We start from the raw sequence: 19,170 nt of genomic DNA on the forward strand, positions 1-19,170 counted from the left end.
GGGCTTACTCCGCCGGGGCGGGCATGACGCCCGGGTCGCTTTCGAGAGCCGTCCAAGTCGAAGCCCGGTAGGCCGCCACGCAGGACTTCACCCCGAAGGCCACGATCGCCACCACCACCGCCACGAAGAGCAGCGCCAGCACCGCGTCGATGCGGTCGTTGAAGACGATCTGGCTCATCTGGTCGAGGGACTTCGCCGGGGCGAGCACCTTCCCCTCCGCGGCGGCGCTCGCGTAGCGGTCCGCGTGCGAGAGGAACCCGATGCGCGGATCCGCCGAGAACACCTTCTGGAGACCCGCCGTGAGCGTGCAGGCCACGAGCCAGACCGTCGGCACGATGGTGACGAAGGCGTAGCGCTCGCGCTTCATCTTGAAGATCACGACCGTGCAGAGCGTCAGCGCGATCGCCGCCAGCATCTGGTTCGAGATGCCGAAGAGCGGCCACAGGGTGTTGACGCCGCCCAGCGGGTCCGTGACGCCCTGGTAGAGGAAGAAGCCCCAGAAGGCGACGCAGAGCGCGGTCGCCGCGATGCTCGGGCCCCAGGAGGCGGTGTCCTTGAAGGCCGGCACCGCCACGCCGATCAGGTCCTGCAGCATGAACCGCCCCGCCCGCGTGCCGGCATCGACGGCCGTGAGGATGAACAGCGCCTCGAACAGGATCGCGAAATGGTACCAGAAGGCCATCATCGCCTTGCCGCCCACGGCGCTGGAGATGATGTGCGCCATCCCGACGGCGAGCGTCGGGGCGCCGCCGGCCCGCGAGATCACCGTGTGCTCGCCGACATCCGCGGCGGTCTGCTGGATCGCCTCGGGGGTGATCGCGAAGCCCATCTTGGTGACGGCCGCCGAGGCGGTCTCCGGCGTGGTTCCGACCACCGCGGCGGGCGCGTTCATGCTGAAGTAGACGCCCGGATCGATGACGCTCGCCGAGACCAGCGCCATCACGGCGACGAAGGATTCCATCAGCATGCCGCCGTAGCCGATGAAGCGGGCATTGACCTCGTTGTCGATGAGCTTCGGGGTCGTGCCCGACGAGATCAGGCTGTGGAAACCCGAGACCGAGCCGCAGGCGATGGTGATGAACAGGAACGGGAACAGCGAGCCCGACCAGACCGGGCCGGTGCCGTCGACGAACTTCGTCACCGCGGGCATCTGGAGATGCGGGGCGAGCACCAGGATGCCGAGCGCCAGCGCCACGATCGTGCCGATCTTGAGGAAGGTCGAGAGGTAGTCGCGCGGGGCGAGCAGCAGCCAGACCGGCAGGATCGAGGCGACGAAGCCGTAGCCGATCAGCATCCAGCAGAGCTGCGTGCCCGTGAAGGTGAACAGCCCCGACAGGGTCGGATCGGCGGCGACGGTCTGGCCGAAGACGATCGCCAGCATCAGCAGCACGAAGCCGAGGATCGAGACCTCGCCGATCCGGCCCGGCCGGATCCAGCGCGAGTAGACGCCCATCAGGAGCGCGATCGGGATCGTCGCCATCACCGTGAAGGTGCCCCAGGGGCTCTCGGCCAGCGCCTTCACGACGATGAGGGCGAGCACCGCCAGGATGATGACCATGATCAGGAAGGTGCCGAACAGCGCGACGATGCCCGGGATGGTGCCGAGTTCGGCCCGGATCAACTCGCCGAGGGAGCGGCCGTCGCGGCGCATCGACACGAACAGGACGATGAAGTCCTGGACGGCGCCCGCGAGCACCACGCCGGCGAGGATCCAGAGCAGGCCCGGCAGGTAGCCCATCTGCGCGGCGAGGACGGGCCCGACCAGCGGACCGGCGCCCGCGATCGCCGCGAAATGGTGGCCGAACAGGACGTACTTGTCGGTCGGGACGTAATCGAGCCCGTCGTTGTGGCGGACGGCCGGCGTCGCGCGGGCGGGGTCGAGTTGCATCACCCGCTCGGCGATGAATAACGAGTAGTAGCGATAGGCGATGAGGTAGACCGAGACGGCTGCGACGACGATCCAGAGAGCGTTGACCGTCTCGCCGCGATTCGTCGCGACGACGGCGAGAGCGGCGGCACCGAGCGCGCCGACGAGGGCCCACGGCCCGTGTTTCTGGATGGCTGTCATTCTGGCGTTTCTCCCGAAGCCCAGTCCGGCGAAGACCGGCCGTTTAGTTGCTCGGGATAATAGCCGCTTTTAGACCTTAGGATAAGACGAAAACGCGCAGGCCGGGTTTGCCTGCGCGGCGCGGCGGGAGTGCGATCGGACATCCGGCGTCGCCGGAGCCGGGTGTCGGGCGGGCGACGGCGCATTCGGCAGGCGGTCGCCGGACCGGGTCCCTCACCCCGCCGCGCTGTCGGCCAGGATGTGCTCGTAGTCGAGGTTGGCGGTCTCGATCACGATCTGCGTCCGACTGATGACGCCGAGCTTGCGCAGGATCTCGGAGACGTGCGCCTTCACGGTCGAGTCGCCGACGCCGAGTTCGTGCGCGATCTGCTTGTTGAGCTTGCCCTGCCGGATCATCAGCAGCACGCGCACCTGCTGGGGCGTCAGCTCGGCGATGCGCTGGGTGATCGGGCGCTTGCCGCTGCGCGGCGCCTCGCCCTCCTGGGCGCCGACCCCGTCGGGCACGAAGATCGCCCCGTTGAGCACGTCCGTGATGGCCCGCGTCAGCACGGCCTTGCCGGCCGCCTTCGGCACGAAGCCGGCCGCGCCGTGGCCCAGCGCCTCGCGCACGATGCGCGGATCGTCGAGGCCCGACACGACCAGGATCGGGATGCGCGGGAAGCGGGTGCGGATCGCCAGCAGGCCGTCGAAGCCGTTGACGCCGCGCATCGAGAGGTCGAGGAGCGTGAGATCGACCGACGGCAGCCGCGTGAGCGTTCCGCAGGCCGCCTCGATCCCGTCGGCCTCCTCCACCGCCGCCGCCGGGAAGGCCAGCCGCACGGCGCTCGTGAGCGCCTCGCGGAACAGCGGGTGATCGTCGACGATCAGCAGGTGCATGCCCGAACCCTTCTCGCTGGGCACCGGCATCGCGTCCGGAGCTCTGCCCTCGCGAGGAGACACTTGGTTGCCCGTACCGGTCAATCCCACCATCGGACCGCGACTTTCCCGATCTGTGCGTGGAGCGGTCGCGCTCGCCGCGCCATGCCAAGGGTTTATACTTTACGGAGGGACGAATTGAAGAACTGACGGAGAAATACCACGCAGATTGATCTTCCAACACTGTGCTTTGGTACGGAAACGGCGCCGCTGGCCGCGGCGGCGGTCTCTCCCGCACCTTGGTCCAATGGCCGCCGGAGACGGGCGGGCCGTATCGTCTCGCCATCAGCGGTCGAGGGAAACGTCGCCGCGACGCGGGCGGGACGAGGGCCGGCATCCTGGCGGGCGCGCTCCTCGGGGCGTGCCGGCCGATCGCGGGGGCGATCGCCGCCCCGTCCCCAGCGCAGGCGCGGCCGCCGCACCGGCTGCGCCTGCGCACCCTGCCGCATTTGCCTCGCGCGGAGCCCGTCGCCATACTCGGCGCGCCCGCCGCGGCGTTCCGGCGGCGGGCCCTGGGAGACACATCGTGGCGCAGGGCCCGCGTTCCTGCTCGCAGACCTGCGGCATCCCGACGGTCCGGACCGGCGCACCCGGCGAGACGCCCAGGGCGGGCGGGCGGTGGGGGCTGTCGTGAGCGCCGACACGCTCGACGCCGGGGCGGACGAGGACGTGCCGGCCCTCAAGCGCCGCATCGGCAAGCTGGAGCGGATCAACGCCGCCCTGATGTCCCAGGTCGAGCGCTCGATGGACCAGCAGGGCACCGCCTACTCGCTGTTCCAGACGGCGATCACCCTCGAGGGCCAGGTGCGGGCCCGGACCGAGGAGCTGACGGCGCTGATGCGCAGCCTCGAGCGCTCGAACCAGGCGCTGATCGCCGCCAAGGAGGAGGCGGAGCGGGCCAACCGGTCGAAGACGCGCTTCCTCACCGCCGCGAGCCACGACCTGCTCCAGCCGCTCAACGCCGCCCGCCTGTCGCTGTCCGCGCTCGGCGACATGCCGGTCGGAGCCGAGGCCCAGGGGATCGTCGGCCAGGTCGAGCGCGGCCTCCAGACGATCGAGGACCTGATCAAGACCCTCCTCGACATCTCGAAGCTGGATGCCGGGCTGATCCAGCCGCAGCCGCGCAGCGTGAATCTCGCCGACCTGTTCGCGAGCATCGAGGCGAGCTTCGGGCCGTTGGCGGCGCGCAAGGGGCTGCGGCTCGGGGTGCGGCCGGGCGGGCTGTGGGTGTCGAGCGACCTCGTCCTCCTGCAGCGGATCATCCAGAACCTCGTGTCGAACGGCATCCGGTACACGCACAGCGGAGGCGTGCTGGTGGCGGCGCGGGCGCGCGGGGAGGAGGTGCGGATCGACGTGATCGATTCGGGGTCGGGCATCGCCGATGGGGAGCGCGACCTGATCTTCGAGGAGTTCCATCGCGGCGGTCGCGAGAGCGTCGACGGGGAGATCGCGCTCGGGCTCGGCCTGTCCATCGTGCGCCGCTCGGCGGAGGCGCTAGGCCATCGGCTGACGCTCACCTCCCGGGTCGGGCACGGCTCGCGCTTCACCCTGACGCTGCCGCGGGCGCGCCCTGCGCCGCCCCGGCCGGTTCAGCCCCTCGCCCTGCCGACGCGCCTCACCGGGGCGCGGATCGCCGTGATCGAGAACGACCGCGCCGCCCTCGAGGCGCTGGCGCGCCTGTTCCAGAACTGGGACGCGCACGCGCTCGCCGCCCGCGACCATCTCAGCCTGATGCGGCTCACCGGCTCGACGTGGAGCCCGGACGTGATCATCGCGGATTACCACCTCGACGGCGGGGCGTGCGGGCTCGACACTGTGACGTGGTTGCGTACGGTTCACGGCGGAGATATCCCGGCCGTCGTCACCACTGCCGACCATTCTCCGGAGGTCGAGGCGCATGTCCGGGCGGCCGGCTGCGAATTGGTCCACAAACCGATCAAGCCTGGCCAGCTTCGCGCATTGCTGGCGCATCTCCTGAGCAGATCTTGAGCGTGCTCCGCGTTCTGCGCAGCGGTGGCCTGCGGTTACGCCGCCAGGCAGCACTTGCTTTCCCGCATCATGCTCTCCACATTGGGGGAATCGCGCTGTCCCTGCGACCCGTGCCGTCACGGGTCCCGTGGGTGGCGTGCCGTGTTTCACTTCTCGAACCGGCCCGCCGTCCTCGCCCTGGACCGAGTGGAGGCCCGTGAGTCAGTCCCCGATGAACCAACTCGTGCGCATGTCGCATCTCTTCCCTGCCGAGACCGTCGAGGAGCCGTCCCCGGAACTCCGGGTGCCGTTCGCGCAGTCGGGCGCGTTCGTGTGCAAGTACATCATCGGCGAGCCGAACGACCGCGCCGTCTGCTGCGGCGCTCCGGTCCAGGACGGGAAGAGCTGGTGCGCCTTCCACCGCCGCATCGTGTTCGAGCCGGCGCGCCCCGGCCGCCTGCGCTAACGGTTCTGCGCTAACGCGGCGGGGTCGTCGCGCGCTGGGTCAGGGGGGCCTGCCGGGAGCCGCAGAGTCGGCGTCCTCGATTCCGAGAGTCGGGTACTGCGTGCGGATCCGGAGTGTCGGACGTCTGACGCGCGGCGCAGCGTATTCCGGGCGGGACTGAACGATTCGCCGAGATGGTCCGAGCGACAAGGGGGGCCGGAGACGGCGCCCCGCACGCCGCGTCGCGGCCACGATGCTCGGCCCCTGAGGGCGTCGCGCGGCCGACGCGCGAACGCGTGTGCGCATCGAGGCGCCGGCGGGCAGCCGTGAGTCGCGCGGACGAATCTCCGGCTCCGCGTCCCGGGGCGCGGCGAGCCGGGGCGGCGGGTCGGCCCAGTCTGCCCGAGCGGGCGTCATGGCGCCCACCGTCAGGGTCGCGACGATCCACCAGATCCAGCGAGATTTCCGCAAGTCGAAACGCTCCGGCGGGTGCGGCGCGAGCGCCTCTGTGCGGAATTCTATCAGTCGAGGCGGCGCGGGGACATGCCGCGGGCTGCTGCCGGATTCCGACGGCGGCGCATCGAGGGCGTGCGCGGGGTGCGCCAGCGCATGGACAGGCGCGGCGGCGGGCGCATGCTGCTGCGGCGTCGCCTGACCGGCGCAGGAGAAGCTCCCCATGCAGCGATGGTCGCCGGCCGGCACGATTCTCGTGGCGGCCCTGTCCGTGATCCCGGCCCTGGCGCCGGGCCGCGCCCTGGCCCAGGGTTGCGAGGAGTTGTGGTTCCAGCGCAACCGGATCTTCAAAGAGGCCGGCTACTGCTTCCGCACGCCTCGCGGCATCCGCGCGTTCGGGAATGCGGGCTGCAGCTACGACGACGAGGGCGACGTTCCGCTCTCGGCCCGCCAGAGGGAGGTCGTCACGGAGATCCGGCGAGCGGAGCGGATGCTCGGATGCGCGCCCTGAGCGCGCTGGCGCCGCCCTTGCTGCGGCACGGTCCCGTGGTTCGAGAGACCCCGCACCGTGCACCAGATTGACACGCCCCCGACATCGCCCCGTCCCGCCTCCGGCCTCGCGGACCGGCTGCGCCTCGGCGCGATGATGCTGACGCTCGTCCTCGGCATCCCGCTGACCCTGGCGTGGTTCGGCCTCGTCGGGTGGGGCGTGATCAGGATCGCCCTCGCGGTCCTGTGACGATCGTGGGGCGATGTCCCCTCTGCTGATCTCCGAAGCAGCGCCGGCCGCGGACCCGGAACCATGGCGGAGGCGGATGGGAATCGAACCCACCGCACGCTGTTCGCGTGCCACTGGTTTTGAAGACCAGGGGGGCCACCAGACCCCGATCGCCTCCGTGATCCGTTATGGGGAGGCGGGGCCGCCGGGTCCAGGGGGCAACGCGCCGATCAGCACGCGGCGGTCGCCGATGCGGCGGGTGAAGCGCGTGGCGTCAAGGTGTTCGAGCAGCGGGATCGAGAACTTGCGCGAGATGCCGAGAACGGCCCCGGCCTCGCGGGCCAGGAACCCCTCGCCGCCGGCCTGCACCGCGAACGCGTCCACGAGGGTGCGCTTCGCCCCCTCGATCGCATCCTTGTGGAACAGGATGGTGCGGCGCTGCACCCGGTCCGCCGCGCGGATCAGCAGGCCGGAGCGCACGAGGTAGGCCACGGCCTCCTGGCGCCGGATGTCGCGGCCGACCGCCTCGGCCTCGTCCGGCGGCGTCAGTCCGGCGCGGCGGAACTGCTCCGCCAGGGCCCGCGCCGTCGGCGTCTCCTGCCGGGCCGGATCGAACCCGGCCGCGCGCACGAGGTCGCGCTCGCGCACGGCACGGCCCGACGCCACGAGGTCGCGCACCAGCGCCGCCGTCACGCCCTCGTCGGCCGCGAGGCCCGCCCCGAGGCGCGCGAGCGCGATCCCGTGCTCCATCGGGTGCGCCTGGTGGTGCGCGTCGAGGAGCGCCATCGCGTCGATCCGGGCGCCGTCGAGGACGTCCGCCCCGAGGAAGCGCTCGCCGAGGTCGAGGGCGCCGAGGGCCGCGAGGTGCCGCCGCACCCGCTCGGCCGCGATGCCGACCAGCCGCGAGAGGTCGTCGAGGCGCGCCCCCGCCCGTCCCGCCCGCGTCAGCCGGGCGCGAAGGATGTCGGCGGGCCGGCCGTCGGCCAGAACCCGCAACTCCGCCAGCAGGCGCGGATCGCGGCGGCGGCGGCGGCGGGAGGCGGGGTCGAGCACCGTGCCCCCGCCCAGGGTGAGGCTCGGCGAATCCGAGCGCAGCAGGAACGGCTCGCGCGCGGGAAGCGCCACCGCCTCGTCCGCGTGGAGCTGGGCGAGGGCCTCCTCGCCGGGCTCGACGGTCTCGCGGTCGAGGAGCCGCAGGCGCACCGGTAGCTCGGTCGTGCCGGCGAGGAGCCGCAGGCGCGTCCCGCTCGCCAGGGCGGCGGGCGCGTCGCGCAGGACCGTCAGCGACACGTCGAGCCAGCGGCTCGGCACGAGCAGGCCCGGCGGCGCCAGGATTTGGCCGCGGCGGAGCTGCGCGAGATCAACGCCGCGCAGGGCCACCGCGACGCGCCGGCCCGGCTCCGCGGCCTCCACGGGCCGCCCGTGGGACTGGAGCCCGCGCACCGCGCCCGCGATGCCCTCCGGCGCCACCGCCACGCCGTCGCCCACGGCCAGCCGCCCACGGCGGAGGGTCCCGGTCACGACGGCGCCGAAGCCGGGGCGCGGGAAGACGCGGTCGATGGGCAGGATCGGGGCGCCGTCGTCCGGGCTCGCGACGCCGTCGCGCAGGAGGTCCGCGAGGCGGCCCGCGAGCTCGCCCAGACCCTCGCCCCGCGTCACCGAGGTGCGCAGGGGCGCCGCCGCCTCGATGCCCGCGGCGGCGACGAGGGCCGCGATCTCGGCCGCGCGCCGGCCTGCCTCCTCCTCGTCGACGAGATCGCATTTGGTGAGGGCGACGACGCCCCGGCGCACGCCGATCAGGCGGGCGATCGCGAGGTGCTCGAGCGTCTGCGGCTTGATGCCCTCGCGGGCATCCACCGCGAGCAGCACCGCGCGCATGCCCGTGGCCCCGGCGATCATCGCGCGCACGAAGCGCTCGTGGCCGGGGAGGTCGACCAGGTCGATCTCGCCGCCGGGCACCCGCAACAGGGCGAAGCCCGGAACGATGGAGACGCCGCGCTCGCGCTCCTCCTTCAGGCGATCGGTGTCGGTGCCGGTGAGCGCCCGCACGAGCGCGGTCTTGCCGTGATCGACGTGCCCGATTACGCCCACCACCAGGGCCCGTTCCGCCGGCCTCGCCTCGCCCCGCTCGCCGGGTTTCGCCATGATCCGCGCCGCTCTCCAGATCCCGCAGGAGGTCCCGCGGGGCTCGTCACCGAACCGTCACGCCGGCATGCTGAACCGGAATGCTCGTCAACCCGAGGGCTCTTCGTGACGGATCGTCCCCGCTACGCGCTCTACTACACGCCGGATCCCGGGTCCGGGCTTGCCGCATTCGGCCGCGGGATCCTGGGCTATGACAGCGTCACCGGGGCGGAGGTTCCGCCGCTCGACGGGTTCCCCGACGCCGCCGCGGTCACCGCCTCGCCGCGCCGCTACGGCTTCCACGCCACCCTGAAGGCGCCCATGCGCCTCGCGGAGGCCGCGACCGAGGCGGACCTCCTCGACCGCGCGGGCGACCTCGCGGCGCATCGCCCGCCGCTTCCCGTCGGACCCCTGACCGTGGTGACGCTCGGGGCCTTCACGGCGCTGATCCCGGTCGCGGCGCCCGAGACCCTCGGGCTGTTCGCGGCCGAGTGCGTGGCCGCGCTCGACCCGCTGCGGGCGCCCCTGACGCCGGCGGAGCGGGCGCGGCGGCGGCCGGAGCGCCTCGATCCCCGCGAACGGGCGCTCCTCGACCGCTGGGGCTACCCGTACGTCTTCGAGCGCTTCCGGTTCCACATGACGCTGACGGACGCGCTGCCCGAGGCGGAGCGGGCGGCCTGGCGCCAGCGCCTCGCCGCCGCCTATGGGGCAGGGAAGCCCCTGACGATCGATGCCGTGACGGTGCTCCGGCAGGACGGCGACGGCCCGTTCAGGGTGCTGCGGCGCTTTCCCTTCGGAGGAGCGGCATGACGAAGAGACTCGGCCCCGAGCCCCTCGTGGATCCCACCGCCGCGCTGCGCGACTGCACCCTCGGGCGCTACACGGAGGTCGGCGCCCGCACCCGGCTCGCCGAGACACGGATGGGCGACTACTCCTACATCGTGAACGACGGCGAGGTGATCTCGACCCGGATCGGGAAGTTCTGCTCGATCGCCGCCATGGTCCGGATCAATCCCGGCAACCACCCGATGGAGCGGGCCTCGCAGGCGCACTTCACCTACCGGGCGAGCCAGTACTGGCCGGAGGAGGAGGACGAGGCCGCCTTCTTCGACCGGCGGCGCGCCCTCCCGGTGGAGATCGGCCACGACGTCTGGATCGGGCACGGCGTGATCGTGCTGCCCGGCCGCCGCATCGGGACCGGCGCGGTCGTCGGCGCGGGATCGGTCGTCACGCGGGACATCCCCGACTACGCGATCGCGGTCGGGAATCCGGCTCGCGTCGTGCGGCCACGATTCCCTGCCGACGTCGTCGAGGGCTTGCGGAGGCTGGCATGGTGGGATTGGGACCACGACCGCCTGCGCCGCGCCCTGCCGGACTTCCGCGCCCTGCCCGCCGCCGCCTTCGTCCAGAAGTACCAATCGTCTTCCGGGGCGTAACGAGTCCTCGAGGCCCCGCCGCCCCGGCGCGGCGGGGCCTCGTGCGCCGGCAATGTCATCCAACTGTCGCCGAACGGGCGTTTACGTCCCGCATACTTCTTCGCGGACGGATCAATGCTGGTTGTCGAGAACCTGACGCGCCAATACGGCGCCCGCCGCGCGGTGGACTCGGTCTCGCTGCGCATCGAGCCGGGCAGCTTCGTGGGCGTGATCGGGCGTTCGGGGGCCGGGAAGTCGACCTTCCTGCGGATGCTGAACCGCCTCGCCGACCCGACCGAGGGCCGCATCCTCTACGACGGCCTCGACGTGACGGCCCTGCGCGGGCGGCGCCTGCGCGAGTGGCGCGGCCGCTGCGCGATGATCTTCCAGCAGTTCAACCTCGTCGGCCGACTCGACGTGCTGACGAACGTGCTGATGGGGCGCCTGAACCACGTCCCGGCCTACCGCTCGCTCCTGCGCCTGTGGTCGGAGGAGGACAAGGCTCTGGCGCTGGCGGCGCTGGAGAATTTCGACATGGGCCCCTTCGCGGGCAACCGGGCGGACGCGCTCTCGGGCGGCCAGCAGCAGCGGGTCGCCATCGCCCGCGCCCTGGTGCAGGAACCTGAGATCATCCTGGCCGACGAGCCGGTCGCCTCCCTCGATCCGCGCAACACGCGTCTCGTGATGGACGCGCTGGCCGAGGCCAACAAGCGCTACGGCATCACGGTCCTGTGCAACCTGCATTCCCTCGACCTCGCCCGCGCCTATTGCGACCGTCTGATCGGCCTCTCGGCCGGCCGCCTGGTCTTCGACGGGCGGGCCTTCGACCTCACCGAGGACGTGGCGCAGGAGCTCTACGGACTCGAGGCCGGCGAGGTCATGGACCGCCCGCCGGCCAAGCCCCTTCCCGAGCCCGGCGCGAAGCCGGTGCCGGCGGTGATCGGAGCCTGACGGTTCCGGGGCGGGCGCAGGCCCGCCGATACGAAGCAGAAGGACGGACACGATGCTGAACCGACGCTCCCTCGTCGGCGCCTTCGCGGCGCTCGCGGCGCTCACCCTCCCGGCCGTCGCGCAGGACTGGAAGGCCAAGTATCCGGAGCTGACCTTCGGCGTCATCCCGGTCGAGAACGCCTCCGGAACCGTCGACCGCTACACCCCGCTGGCCGACTACCTGTCGAAGCAGCTCGGGGTGCCGGTGAAGCTGCGCGTCGCCAACGACTACGCGGCGGTGATCGAGGGCCAGCGCGCGGGCAACATCCACATCGGCTTCTACGGCCCGGCCTCCTTCGCCCGCGCCATCCTGACCGGTGTCAAGGTCGAGCCGGTCGTCAACCAGAAGCACAACACCGGGGCCTCCGGCTACTATTCGGTCATCTACGTCAAGGCCGACAGCCCCTACAAGTCCATCGCCGACCTGAAGGGCAAGAACCTCGCCCTGGTCGACCCTAACTCGACCTCCGGCAACCAAGCGCCGCGCTTCTTCCTGCAGAAGGCGGGCTACGACGTCGAGAAGTTCTTCGGCAAGACCTTCTTCGCCGGCAGCCACGAGAACTCGGTTCTGGCCCTGATCCAGGGCACCTCGGATGCTTCGGCGACGCTCTGGAACTCGGAGACCGACAGCACCGTGACCCGCATGCAGACGAAGGGCCTGCTCAAGGGGCCCGACGGCACGCCGCTGAAACCCTCCGACTTCCGGATCGTGTTCAAGTCCGAGTTCCTTCCGGAAGGTCCCTTCGCGGTGCTGGCGAGCCTTCCCGCGGATCTCAAGCAGGCGATCCGCACCGCCTTCGTGGCCCTCCCGACCAAGGACAAGGCCGTGTTCGACAAGCTCTCGGACGGGCAGGACCTCGGCCTCACCGAGGTGACCCTGAAGGACTACCAGCCGATCATCGACATGATCCGGTTCAACGACGAGCAGCGCAAGCGCTCGTAAGCCTGCGGACGGGTCGTGACCCACCGCATCGCACCTCTCGAGCCGGCGAAGGCCCTCGCCCTCGCCGGCGCCTACGAGGCGGCCGTCGCGGGCGCGCGGCGACGCAGCCTCGCCGTGCTCGCCGTCCTGCTCCTCCTCGCCGTCCTGGCGGGCTGGATGGCGGAGGTGAGGCCGCTCACCTTCGTCGAGAATATCGCGAATTTCACCTCCTACCTTGGCCAGATCACGCCGTCGCTCGGTCTCGCGACGCTCCCCGCCGACCTCGCCGCCTGGTACTGGGGCCTGCCGAAATGGCTCGGGCTCCTCGGCGAGACGCTGCTGATGGCCTATCTCGGCACGCTGTTCGGCGGGCTCGCGGCCTTCGTGCTCTGCTTCCTCGCCTCCGCGAACCTCGTGCGCTCGCGCGCGCTGTGCTTCGTCACCCGCCGAGGACTCGAGGTGTTCCGGACGGTGCCGGAGGTGGTGTTCGCGCTGATCTTCGTGATCGCCTTCGGCCTCGGCCCGATGGTCGGTGTGCTGGCGCTCGCCATCCACACGGCCGGCGCGCTCGGAAAGCTCTTCGCCGAGGTGGTCGAGAACATCGACATGAAGCCCGTCGAGGGCCTGACCGCGAGCGGCGCCACCTGGGTCGAGACCGTCCGCTTCGCCGTGGTGCCGCAGGTGCTGTCGAACTTCGCCTCCTACGCGCTGCTGCGCTTCGAGATCAACGTGCGCGGCGCGGGCGTGCTCGGCTTCGTCGGCGCAGGTGGCATCGGGCAGGAATTCCTCGTGGCGATCCGCAACTTCTACTACACTGACGTGAGTGCCATCCTGCTGATGATCATCGCGACGGTGATCTGCATCGACGTCGGCACCGAGCGGTTGCGCCACCGCCTGCTCGGCCGGGAGGCGGGCCTGTGAGCCGCGCCTCCGCTCTGCGCGAGGCGGCGCTCGCCGACCTCTCCGGCCTGAAGCAGCGCCATCCCGGCGCCTTCGCGACGCCCCTCCGCCAGCGGCTCTCGGCCATCGGCGCGATCGCCCTCCTCCTGGGCCTCGCCGTCTTCGGGATGGTGTGGCTCGACTTCTCGCTGCTGCGGATCCTCAACGGCTTCGGGCGCCTCGGCCAGTTCGCCGTCCTCATGCTTCCGCCCTCGGCGGAGGGCCACTTCGTCGACTTCCTCAAGGCGCTCGGCGAGACCCTGGCGATCGCCTTCCTCGGCACGCTCACGGCGGCCGTCTTCGCCTTCCCGTTCGCGTTCCTCGCCGCCCGAAACGCCGCGCCGAACCCGTTCCTGCGCTTCACGACGAAGCGCGGCTTCGACGTGATCCGCTCCGTCGACGTGCTGATCTGGGCCTTGCTCTGGATCAACGTCGTCGGCCTCGGCCCCTTCGCGGGAGCGCTGGCGATCGCGTGCTCGGATTTCGGCGCGCTCGGCAAGCTCTTCGCCGAGGCGATCGAGACCGCCGACCGCAAACCGCAGGAGGGCGTGACCGCCTCGGGCGGCAGCGGCCTGCACCGCCTGCGCTTCGGGCTGCTGCCCGGAATCCTGCCGGTCCTGGCGAGCCAGGTGCTCTACTACTTCGAATCGAACACGCGCTCGGCGACGATCATCGGGATCGTGGGCGCGGGCGGCATCGGCACCTACCTGACCGAGCTGATCCGGGTGCTGGAACTCCAGCAGGTGGCTTTCCTGGTGCTGATGATCCTCGTCACCGTGGCGGCGATCGACTTCGTCTCCGGGCGGCTGCGGCGCGCGATCATCGGGGGCGAGCGGCGGTAGCGGGCGCTCCCGGAGCGTCGCTCTCGACCACCAGCTCCACCCGGTCCGCCACGAACAGTCCGCGCGTCGCCTGGATGGGCGTGCCCGCCGCGTCGACGTTCACGCTCGCGATGGTGATGAGCACGCGCCCGGGCGCCAGGTCGAGCCGGGCCGCCTCGTCCGCCGCCGCCGGCCGGGCGCCGATCCGCGTCGAGAGCCGGATGTAATCCGCCACGCCGTACTCGGCATAGGCGCGCGTCAGCGAGCCCAGCGCCGCGTAGGCGCGGTCGAACCCCGCGAAGCGGGGCAGGGGCAGGCAGGTGCGCGCGGTCGAGAGCGGCGTGCCGTCGGCCCGGTGGACGGTGAGCAGTTCGAGGATCGGCTCCCCGGGCGCCAGCCCGAGGTCGCGGGCCAGCCCCTCGTCCGCCGGCACGGAGGCCGCCGCGATCAGGTCGCCCCAGGCCTCGCGGCCGGCCGCCGACACGATCTCCGAGAACCGCGTCCGCGCGCCGATCGGGTAGGCGAGGCGCGGCGCCTCCACGAAGGTCCCGCGCCCCTGCGTCGCCCGCACCAGCCCGCGCTCGGCCAGCACCGCCAGAGCCCGCCGCACCGTGTGCCGGTTCACGCCGAACCGCGCCGCCAGGGCGGCCTCCGTCGGGAGCTGCGCGCCCGGCGCCAGATGCCCCGCCGCGATTTCCCCCGCCAGCCCGTCCGCGATCTGCCGCCACGCCGCCAGCCCCTCGCCGCGGCTCAGGGCCGTCACCGGGGTGTCGCCGCTCTCGCCCATACCGTCACCCAAACTTCATTTGCCACGTGCGCCGCGCTTGTCTATACCATTAGACAAATCAGGACACGCGGGAAACCGATGCCGGATCACACTCAATCACGGGACGCGGGCCTCGCGCCAGACATCGCCGCGCGGCGGGCCGCCATGGCGCTCTGCGCGCAGGCGACGGCGGAGGACCTCGCCGCCGCCCTCGACGGGCTCGGCCCGGTCGGCGCGGCCGAGGATCTCCGCCCGGCCGAGACCGGGCTGGTCATGGCGCGGGGACGAATTGGGGGCGACGGCCGACCCTTCAACCTCGGGGAGATGACGGTCACCCGGGCGGCGATCCGGCTGCCCGAGGGCGGGACCGGCTTCGCCTACCATCTCGGCCGCGACCGCCGGAAGGCGCGCCTCGCCGCGATCCTCGACGCGCTCTGGCAGGAGCCGAGGCGGCGGCCCGCGGTCGAGGCGGCGCTCGCCGGCATCGCGGAGCGGCGGGCGGCCGAGGCCGAGACCCAGGCCCGGCGCATCGCGGCGACGCGGGTCAATTTCTTCACCATGGCCCGGGGAGAGGATTGATGGCACTCGCTCCCGGTCTGCGCGATCCGGTTCATGACGGGCAGGCGATCTTCCGCGCGACGATGGAGGCCCTGGCCCGCCCCGGGCGCGTGCAGCGTCTCGCACCCGCCCTCGCGCCGCCCCGGCCGCTCACCCCGGAACTCGCCGCCATCGCCCTCGCGCTGGCCGACGCGGACGCGCCGCTGTGGCTCGACGCGCCGCTCGCCGAGCGGCCGGAGGTGGCCGAGTTCCTGCGCTTCCACACCGGCGCGGCCCTGGTGCCGGATCCCGCCCGGGCCGCCTTCGCGCTCCTCGCCGACCCGGCCGCCTGCCCGGATTTCGGCGCCTTCGCGCAGGGCGAGCCCGCCTATCCCGACCGGTCGGCGACCCTGGTCCTCGCGGTCGATCACCTGACCGAGGAGGGCGGCTTCACGCTGGAAGGCCCGGGCATCCGCGGCCGCGCGCGGCTCGGCGCGGCGCCGCTCCCGGCCGGTTTCGCGGCCCGGATGGCGGCGAACCGGGCGTCGTTCCCGCTCGGCCTCGATCTCCTGCTCGTGGCGCCCGGCCGCATCGCCGGCCTGCCGCGCTCGACCCGCGTGACGGAGGGCTGATCCCATGTACGTCGCCGTCAAGGGCGGGGAAGCCGCCATCGCCAACGCCCATCGGCTGCTGGCGCAGGTCCGCCGGGGCGATCCGGCCGTGCCGGAGCTCTCGGTGGCGCAGATCGCCGAGCAGCTCGGCCTCCTCGTCGACCGCGTGATGACGGAGGGCTCGCTCCACGACCGCGACCTCGCGGCGCTCGCCCTCAAGCAGGCGCGCGGCGACGTGATCGAGGCGGTGTTCCTGGTTCGCGCCTTCCGGACCACGCTCAGCCGCTTCGGCGCCAGCGAGCCGGTCGACACCGGGGCGATGCGGCTGCGGCGGCGCGTCTCGGCGACCTTCAAGGACCTGCCCGGCGGCCAGGTGCTCGGGCCGACCTTCGACTACACGCACCGCCTCGTGGACTTCGCGCTCGCCGCCGAGGGCGCGGTGCCGGAGGCGATGGAGGCCGAGCCGGAGGTAGGTCCGGCGCCCCGCGTGACCGACCTCCTCGGCCATGACGGGCTGATCGAGCCCTCGCCGCCCGACGAGGGCGCCCCGGTCGGCGACCTCACCCGCGAGCCGATCGATTTTCCCACCGACCGGGCTGTGCGCCTGCAGGCGCTGGCCCGCGGCGACGAGGGCTTCGTGCTGGCGCTGGGCTACTCGACCCAGCGCGGCTACGGGCGCACCCACCCCTTCGTGGGCGAGATCCGGGTGGGCGAGGTCGAGGTCGAGTTCGTGCCGGAGGAGCTCGGCTTCCCGGTGCCCCTCGGGCGCGTGACGCTCACCGAGTGCCAGATGGTCAACCAGTTCCACGGCAGCGCCGAGACCCCGCCGCGATTCACCCGCGGCTACGGCCTCGCCTTCGGGCAGAGCGAGCGCAAGGCCATGGCGATGGCGCTGGTCGACCGCGCGCTGCGGGCCGAGGAACTCGGCGAGCCGGTGGCCGCCCCGGCCCAGGACCAGGAATTCGTGCTGGCCCATTGCGACGCGCTCCAGGCGACCGGCTTCGTCGAGCACCTGAAGCTGCCCCACTACGTGGATTTCCAGGCCGAGCTGGAGCTGGTGCGCCGCCTGCGCGCCGAGCACGCGGCCGCGCAGACCAAGGAGGCCGCCGAATGAGCGAGGCCGCTGCAGCCCGGGCCGCCGGGGAGGAGCCCGGCACGGGATACAACTTCGCCTATCTGGACGAGGGCACCAAGCGGATGATCCGCCGGGCGATCCTCAAGGCGATCGCCGTGCCCGGCTACCAGGTGCCCTTCGCCTCCCGCGAGATGCCGATGCCCTACGGCTGGGGCACCGGGGGCGTCCAGGTCACCGCCGCAATCCTCGGCCGCAACGACGTGCTCAAGGTCATTGACCAGGGCTCGGACGACACCACCAACGCGGTCTCGATCCGGGCCTTCTTCGCCCGCACGGCCGGCGTGGCGGTGACCACCCGCACCCGCGACGCGACGGTGATCCAGACCCGCCACCGCATCCCCGAGCACCCCCTCGCGGAGGGCCAGGTGCTGGTCTATCAGGTGCCGATCCCCGAGCCGCTGCGCTTCCTGGAGCCGCGCGAGACCGAGACGCGCCAGCTCCACGCGCTCGCCGAGTACGGCCTGATGCACGTGAAGCTCTACGAGGACATCGCGCGGCACGGCCACATCGCCACCACCTACGCCTATCCGGTCGAGGTGGCGGGCCGCTACGTCATGGACCCGTCGCCGACTCCCAAATTCGACAACCCGAAGATGGATGATTGCCCGGCCCTGCAGCTCTTCGGGGCGGGGCGCGAGAAGCGGATCTACGCGGTGCCGCCCTACACCCGGGTGCGCAGCCTCGATTTCGAGGACCATCCCTTCCGGGTGCAGCATTTCGAGCGCCCCTGCGCGCTGTGCGGGGCCGAGGGCGTCTACCTCGACGAGGTGCTGCTCGACGACCGCGGCAAGCGGATGTTCGTCTGCTCGGACACCGACCATTGCGAGGAGCGCCGGGCGGCCGGCCACCAGGGAGCGGGCGAATGACCACGGAACCGCTGCTCAGCGTGCGCGGCCTGACGAAGCATTACGGGGCGCGGCTCGGCTGCGCCGACATCGCCTTCGACCTCGATCCCGGCGAGGTGCTGGCGATCGTCGGCGAATCGGGCTCGGGCAAGTCGACGCTGCTGTCGCTGATCGCCAGCGAGTTGCAGCCCGATGCCGGCCAAGTGCTCTACCGGATGCGGGATGGGAGCCTGGCCGACCTCGCCGCGCTGTCGGAGGCCGAGCGGCGCCTGCTGATGCGGACCGACTGGGGCTTCATCCGCCAGGACGCGGCGCAGGGGCTGCGAATGGCGGTCTCGGCCGGGGGCAATGTCGGCGAGCGGCTGATGGGGATCGGCGCCCGCCATTATGGCGGCATCCGCGCCGCGGCACTCGACTGGCTCGGCAAGGTCGAGATCGCCGCGGATCGGATCGACGACGCGCCGAAGAGCTTCTCAGGCGGCATGCGCCAACGCCTGCAGATCGCCCGCAACCTCGTGACCGGCCCGCGGCTCGTGCTGATGGACGAGCCGACTTCCGGCCTCGACGTCTCGGTCCAGGCCCGGCTTCTCGACCTCATCCGCCGCCTCGTGGCCGAACTCGGCCTCGCGGTGGTGATCGTCACCCACGACCTCGCGGTGGCGCGGCTGCTCTCGCACCGCATGATCGTGATGCGCGGCGGCCGCGTGGTCGAGACCGGCCTCACCGACCAGGTGCTCGACGACCCGGCCGAGCCCTACACGCAGCTCCTCGTCTCCTCGGTGCTCGCCGCATGATCCCGCTCATCGCCTTCGCGGACGTCGCCAAGACGTTCACCCTGCACCTGCGCGGCGGCCTCGCGCTGCCGGTCGTCGCCGCGGTCAGCCTCGACGTCTTCCCCGGCGAGTGCGTGGTGCTGGGCGGCCCGTCGGGTGCGGGCAAGTCCTCGCTCCTGAAGATGGCCTTCGGCAATTACCGGGTCGATCGCGGGTCGATCCGCATCCGCGGCCAGGAGGGCGTGGTCGACGTCGCCAGGGCCGCCCCGCGGGAGGTGCTGGCGCTGCGCCGCCGCACCATCGCCTACGTCTCGCAGTTCCTGCGGGTGATTCCGCGGGTCGGGGCCCGCGAGGTGGTGGAGGCGGCCGGGCGCGAGGGCGGGCTCTCGCCGGAGGCCGCCGCCCGTCGCGCCGCCGACCTGCTGGCCCGGCTCAACCTGCCCGAGCGACTCTGGGACCTGCCGCCCGCCACCTTCTCGGGCGGCGAGCAGCAGCGGGTGAACATCGCCCGCGGCTTCATCGCCGAGAAGCCGCTCCTCCTCCTCGACGAGCCCACCGCCTCCCTCGACGCCGTCAACCGGGCGGTGGTGATCGACCTGATCCGCGAGAAGCAGGCCGCCGGCGCGGGTCTGCTCGGCATCTTCCACGACGCCGATGTGCGGGAGGCGGTGGCCACCCGCATCGTCGACGTCACCCGTTTCCGCGAGCGCGCGGCCGCCTGAGGG

The 19,170-nt window shown here is 72.2% G+C and carries 20 protein-coding genes and 1 tRNA gene; 16 read left to right on the forward strand and 5 right to left on the reverse strand.

Features of this window, described 5'->3' with window-relative positions; genetic code table 11:
• Positions 1-4 precede the first annotated feature (4 nt).
• Complete coding sequence (locus ACW9J6_RS02950; protein WP_457114929.1) at positions 5-2,068, reverse strand: carbon starvation CstA family protein; 2,064 nt, start codon at positions 2,066-2,068, stop codon at positions 5-7.
• A 213-nt stretch (positions 2,069-2,281) separates the two neighbouring features.
• Positions 2,282-2,944 (reverse strand): response regulator, encoded by a 663-nt coding sequence (locus tag ACW9J6_RS02955; protein WP_457115114.1) that lies wholly within the window; start codon positions 2,942-2,944, stop codon positions 2,282-2,284.
• A 762-nt stretch (positions 2,945-3,706) separates the two neighbouring features.
• Between ACW9J6_RS02955 and ACW9J6_RS02960 the strand changes: the two genes are divergently transcribed.
• The 4 genes from ACW9J6_RS02960 to ACW9J6_RS02975 all read left to right on the forward strand — a co-directional run bounded on the left by ACW9J6_RS02960 (position 3,707) and on the right by ACW9J6_RS02975 (position 6,588).
• Positions 3,707-4,972, forward strand: coding sequence for a hybrid sensor histidine kinase/response regulator (locus ACW9J6_RS02960; protein WP_457115115.1), 1,266 nt, complete (start codon positions 3,707-3,709; stop codon positions 4,970-4,972).
• A 211-nt stretch (positions 4,973-5,183) separates the two neighbouring features.
• Entirely contained in the window at positions 5,184-5,417 is a 234-nt protein-coding gene (locus ACW9J6_RS02965; protein ID WP_457115116.1) for a GcrA family cell cycle regulator, read from the forward strand.
• A gap of 655 nt (positions 5,418-6,072) precedes the next feature.
• On the forward strand, positions 6,073-6,360 hold the full coding sequence (locus ACW9J6_RS02970; RefSeq protein ID WP_457114930.1) for a YARHG domain-containing protein: 288 nt from the start codon (positions 6,073-6,075) through the stop codon (positions 6,358-6,360).
• 57 nt (positions 6,361-6,417) lie between these two features.
• Positions 6,418-6,588 (forward strand): hypothetical protein, encoded by a 171-nt coding sequence (locus ACW9J6_RS02975; protein WP_457114931.1) that lies wholly within the window; start codon positions 6,418-6,420, stop codon positions 6,586-6,588.
• A gap of 64 nt (positions 6,589-6,652) precedes the next feature.
• Here ACW9J6_RS02975 and ACW9J6_RS02980 read toward each other — a convergent pair.
• A tRNA-Sec gene (locus ACW9J6_RS02980) sits at positions 6,653-6,745 on the reverse strand.
• Between the two features lie 8 nt (positions 6,746-6,753).
• Positions 6,754-8,712, reverse strand: a complete 1,959-nt coding sequence (selB, locus tag ACW9J6_RS02985) for a selenocysteine-specific translation elongation factor (RefSeq protein ID WP_457114932.1) — start codon at positions 8,710-8,712, stop codon at positions 6,754-6,756.
• A gap of 105 nt (positions 8,713-8,817) precedes the next feature.
• Between selB and ACW9J6_RS02990 the strand changes: the two genes are divergently transcribed.
• The 6 genes from ACW9J6_RS02990 to phnE (ACW9J6_RS03015) all read left to right on the forward strand — a co-directional run bounded on the left by ACW9J6_RS02990 (position 8,818) and on the right by phnE (ACW9J6_RS03015) (position 13,799).
• Positions 8,818-9,501, forward strand: a complete 684-nt coding sequence (locus tag ACW9J6_RS02990; protein ID WP_457114933.1) for a DUF1045 domain-containing protein — start codon at positions 8,818-8,820, stop codon at positions 9,499-9,501.
• Complete coding sequence (locus ACW9J6_RS02995; RefSeq protein ID WP_457114934.1) at positions 9,498-10,127, forward strand: chloramphenicol acetyltransferase; 630 nt, start codon at positions 9,498-9,500, stop codon at positions 10,125-10,127. Before ACW9J6_RS02990 ends, ACW9J6_RS02995 begins: the two co-directional genes overlap by 4 nt.
• 114 nt (positions 10,128-10,241) lie before the next feature.
• The gene (gene phnC, locus ACW9J6_RS03000; protein WP_457114935.1) at positions 10,242-11,057 is read left to right on the forward strand and encodes a phosphonate ABC transporter ATP-binding protein; all 816 of its coding nucleotides are present in this window, start codon (positions 10,242-10,244) and stop codon (positions 11,055-11,057) included.
• Between the two features lie 52 nt (positions 11,058-11,109).
• Positions 11,110-12,039, forward strand: coding sequence for a phosphonate ABC transporter substrate-binding protein (phnD, locus tag ACW9J6_RS03005; protein WP_457114936.1), 930 nt, complete (start codon positions 11,110-11,112; stop codon positions 12,037-12,039).
• Positions 12,040-12,054: 15 nt separating this feature from the next.
• Positions 12,055-12,939 (forward strand): phosphonate ABC transporter, permease protein PhnE, encoded by an 885-nt coding sequence (gene phnE, locus ACW9J6_RS03010; protein ID WP_457114937.1) that lies wholly within the window; start codon positions 12,055-12,057, stop codon positions 12,937-12,939.
• Positions 12,936-13,799 (forward strand): phosphonate ABC transporter, permease protein PhnE, encoded by an 864-nt coding sequence (gene phnE, locus ACW9J6_RS03015; RefSeq protein ID WP_457114938.1) that lies wholly within the window; start codon positions 12,936-12,938, stop codon positions 13,797-13,799. Before phnE (ACW9J6_RS03010) ends, phnE (ACW9J6_RS03015) begins: the two co-directional genes overlap by 4 nt.
• Here the strand turns inward: phnE (ACW9J6_RS03015) and phnF are convergent.
• On the reverse strand, positions 13,777-14,565 hold the full coding sequence (gene phnF, locus ACW9J6_RS03020; RefSeq protein ID WP_457114939.1) for a phosphonate metabolism transcriptional regulator PhnF: 789 nt from the start codon (positions 14,563-14,565) through the stop codon (positions 13,777-13,779). The genes phnE (ACW9J6_RS03015) and phnF overlap by 23 nt on opposite strands.
• Positions 14,566-14,643: 78 nt before the next feature.
• On the opposite strand from phnF, the gene phnG reads away from it, so the two are divergent.
• The 6 genes from phnG to phnL are packed head-to-tail and all read left to right on the forward strand — an operon-like array spanning position 14,644 to position 19,167.
• On the forward strand, positions 14,644-15,123 hold the full coding sequence (gene phnG / locus ACW9J6_RS03025) for a phosphonate C-P lyase system protein PhnG (RefSeq protein ID WP_457114940.1): 480 nt from the start codon (positions 14,644-14,646) through the stop codon (positions 15,121-15,123).
• Positions 15,123-15,713, forward strand: a complete 591-nt coding sequence (gene phnH / locus ACW9J6_RS03030; RefSeq protein WP_457114941.1) for a phosphonate C-P lyase system protein PhnH — start codon at positions 15,123-15,125, stop codon at positions 15,711-15,713. The genes phnG and phnH overlap by 1 nt, the downstream gene beginning before the upstream one ends.
• Positions 15,714-15,717: 4 nt before the next feature.
• Positions 15,718-16,806, forward strand: a complete 1,089-nt coding sequence (locus ACW9J6_RS03035) for a carbon-phosphorus lyase complex subunit PhnI (protein WP_457114942.1) — start codon at positions 15,718-15,720, stop codon at positions 16,804-16,806.
• Positions 16,803-17,693, forward strand: coding sequence for an alpha-D-ribose 1-methylphosphonate 5-phosphate C-P-lyase PhnJ (locus ACW9J6_RS03040; RefSeq protein WP_457114943.1), 891 nt, complete (start codon positions 16,803-16,805; stop codon positions 17,691-17,693). The genes ACW9J6_RS03035 and ACW9J6_RS03040 overlap by 4 nt, the downstream gene beginning before the upstream one ends.
• Positions 17,690-18,466, forward strand: coding sequence for a phosphonate C-P lyase system protein PhnK (gene phnK / locus ACW9J6_RS03045; RefSeq protein ID WP_457114944.1), 777 nt, complete (start codon positions 17,690-17,692; stop codon positions 18,464-18,466). The genes ACW9J6_RS03040 and phnK overlap by 4 nt, the downstream gene beginning before the upstream one ends.
• Positions 18,463-19,167 (forward strand): phosphonate C-P lyase system protein PhnL, encoded by a 705-nt coding sequence (phnL, locus tag ACW9J6_RS03050; protein WP_457114945.1) that lies wholly within the window; start codon positions 18,463-18,465, stop codon positions 19,165-19,167. The genes phnK and phnL overlap by 4 nt, the downstream gene beginning before the upstream one ends.
• Positions 19,168-19,170: the final 3 nt, after the last annotated feature.

The sequence above is a fragment of the Methylobacterium sp. JK268 genome (assembly GCF_054052225.1).

Coding starts and splice junctions, on each gene's coding strand:
- ACW9J6_RS02950 (WP_457114929.1), bottom strand. CDS start 2,068: ATGACAGCCATCCAGAAACACGGGCCGTGGGCCCTCGTCGGCGCGCTC.
- ACW9J6_RS02955 (WP_457115114.1), bottom strand. CDS start 2,944: ATGCACCTGCTGATCGTCGACGATCACCCGCTGTTCCGCGAGGCGCTC.
- ACW9J6_RS02960 (WP_457115115.1), top strand. CDS start 3,707: ATGTCCCAGGTCGAGCGCTCGATGGACCAGCAGGGCACCGCCTACTCG.
- ACW9J6_RS02965 (WP_457115116.1), top strand. CDS start 5,184: ATGAACCAACTCGTGCGCATGTCGCATCTCTTCCCTGCCGAGACCGTC.
- ACW9J6_RS02970 (WP_457114930.1), top strand. CDS start 6,073: ATGCAGCGATGGTCGCCGGCCGGCACGATTCTCGTGGCGGCCCTGTCC.
- selB (WP_457114932.1), bottom strand. CDS start 8,712: ATGGCGAAACCCGGCGAGCGGGGCGAGGCGAGGCCGGCGGAACGGGCC.
- ACW9J6_RS02995 (WP_457114934.1), top strand. CDS start 9,498: ATGACGAAGAGACTCGGCCCCGAGCCCCTCGTGGATCCCACCGCCGCG.
- phnC (WP_457114935.1), top strand. CDS start 10,242: ATGCTGGTTGTCGAGAACCTGACGCGCCAATACGGCGCCCGCCGCGCG.
- phnD (WP_457114936.1), top strand. CDS start 11,110: ATGCTGAACCGACGCTCCCTCGTCGGCGCCTTCGCGGCGCTCGCGGCG.
- phnF (WP_457114939.1), bottom strand. CDS start 14,565: ATGGGCGAGAGCGGCGACACCCCGGTGACGGCCCTGAGCCGCGGCGAG.
- phnG (WP_457114940.1), top strand. CDS start 14,644: ATGCCGGATCACACTCAATCACGGGACGCGGGCCTCGCGCCAGACATC.
- phnH (WP_457114941.1), top strand. CDS start 15,123: ATGGCACTCGCTCCCGGTCTGCGCGATCCGGTTCATGACGGGCAGGCG.
- ACW9J6_RS03035 (WP_457114942.1), top strand. CDS start 15,718: ATGTACGTCGCCGTCAAGGGCGGGGAAGCCGCCATCGCCAACGCCCAT.
- ACW9J6_RS03040 (WP_457114943.1), top strand. CDS start 16,803: ATGAGCGAGGCCGCTGCAGCCCGGGCCGCCGGGGAGGAGCCCGGCACG.
- phnK (WP_457114944.1), top strand. CDS start 17,690: ATGACCACGGAACCGCTGCTCAGCGTGCGCGGCCTGACGAAGCATTAC.
- phnL (WP_457114945.1), top strand. CDS start 18,463: ATGATCCCGCTCATCGCCTTCGCGGACGTCGCCAAGACGTTCACCCTG.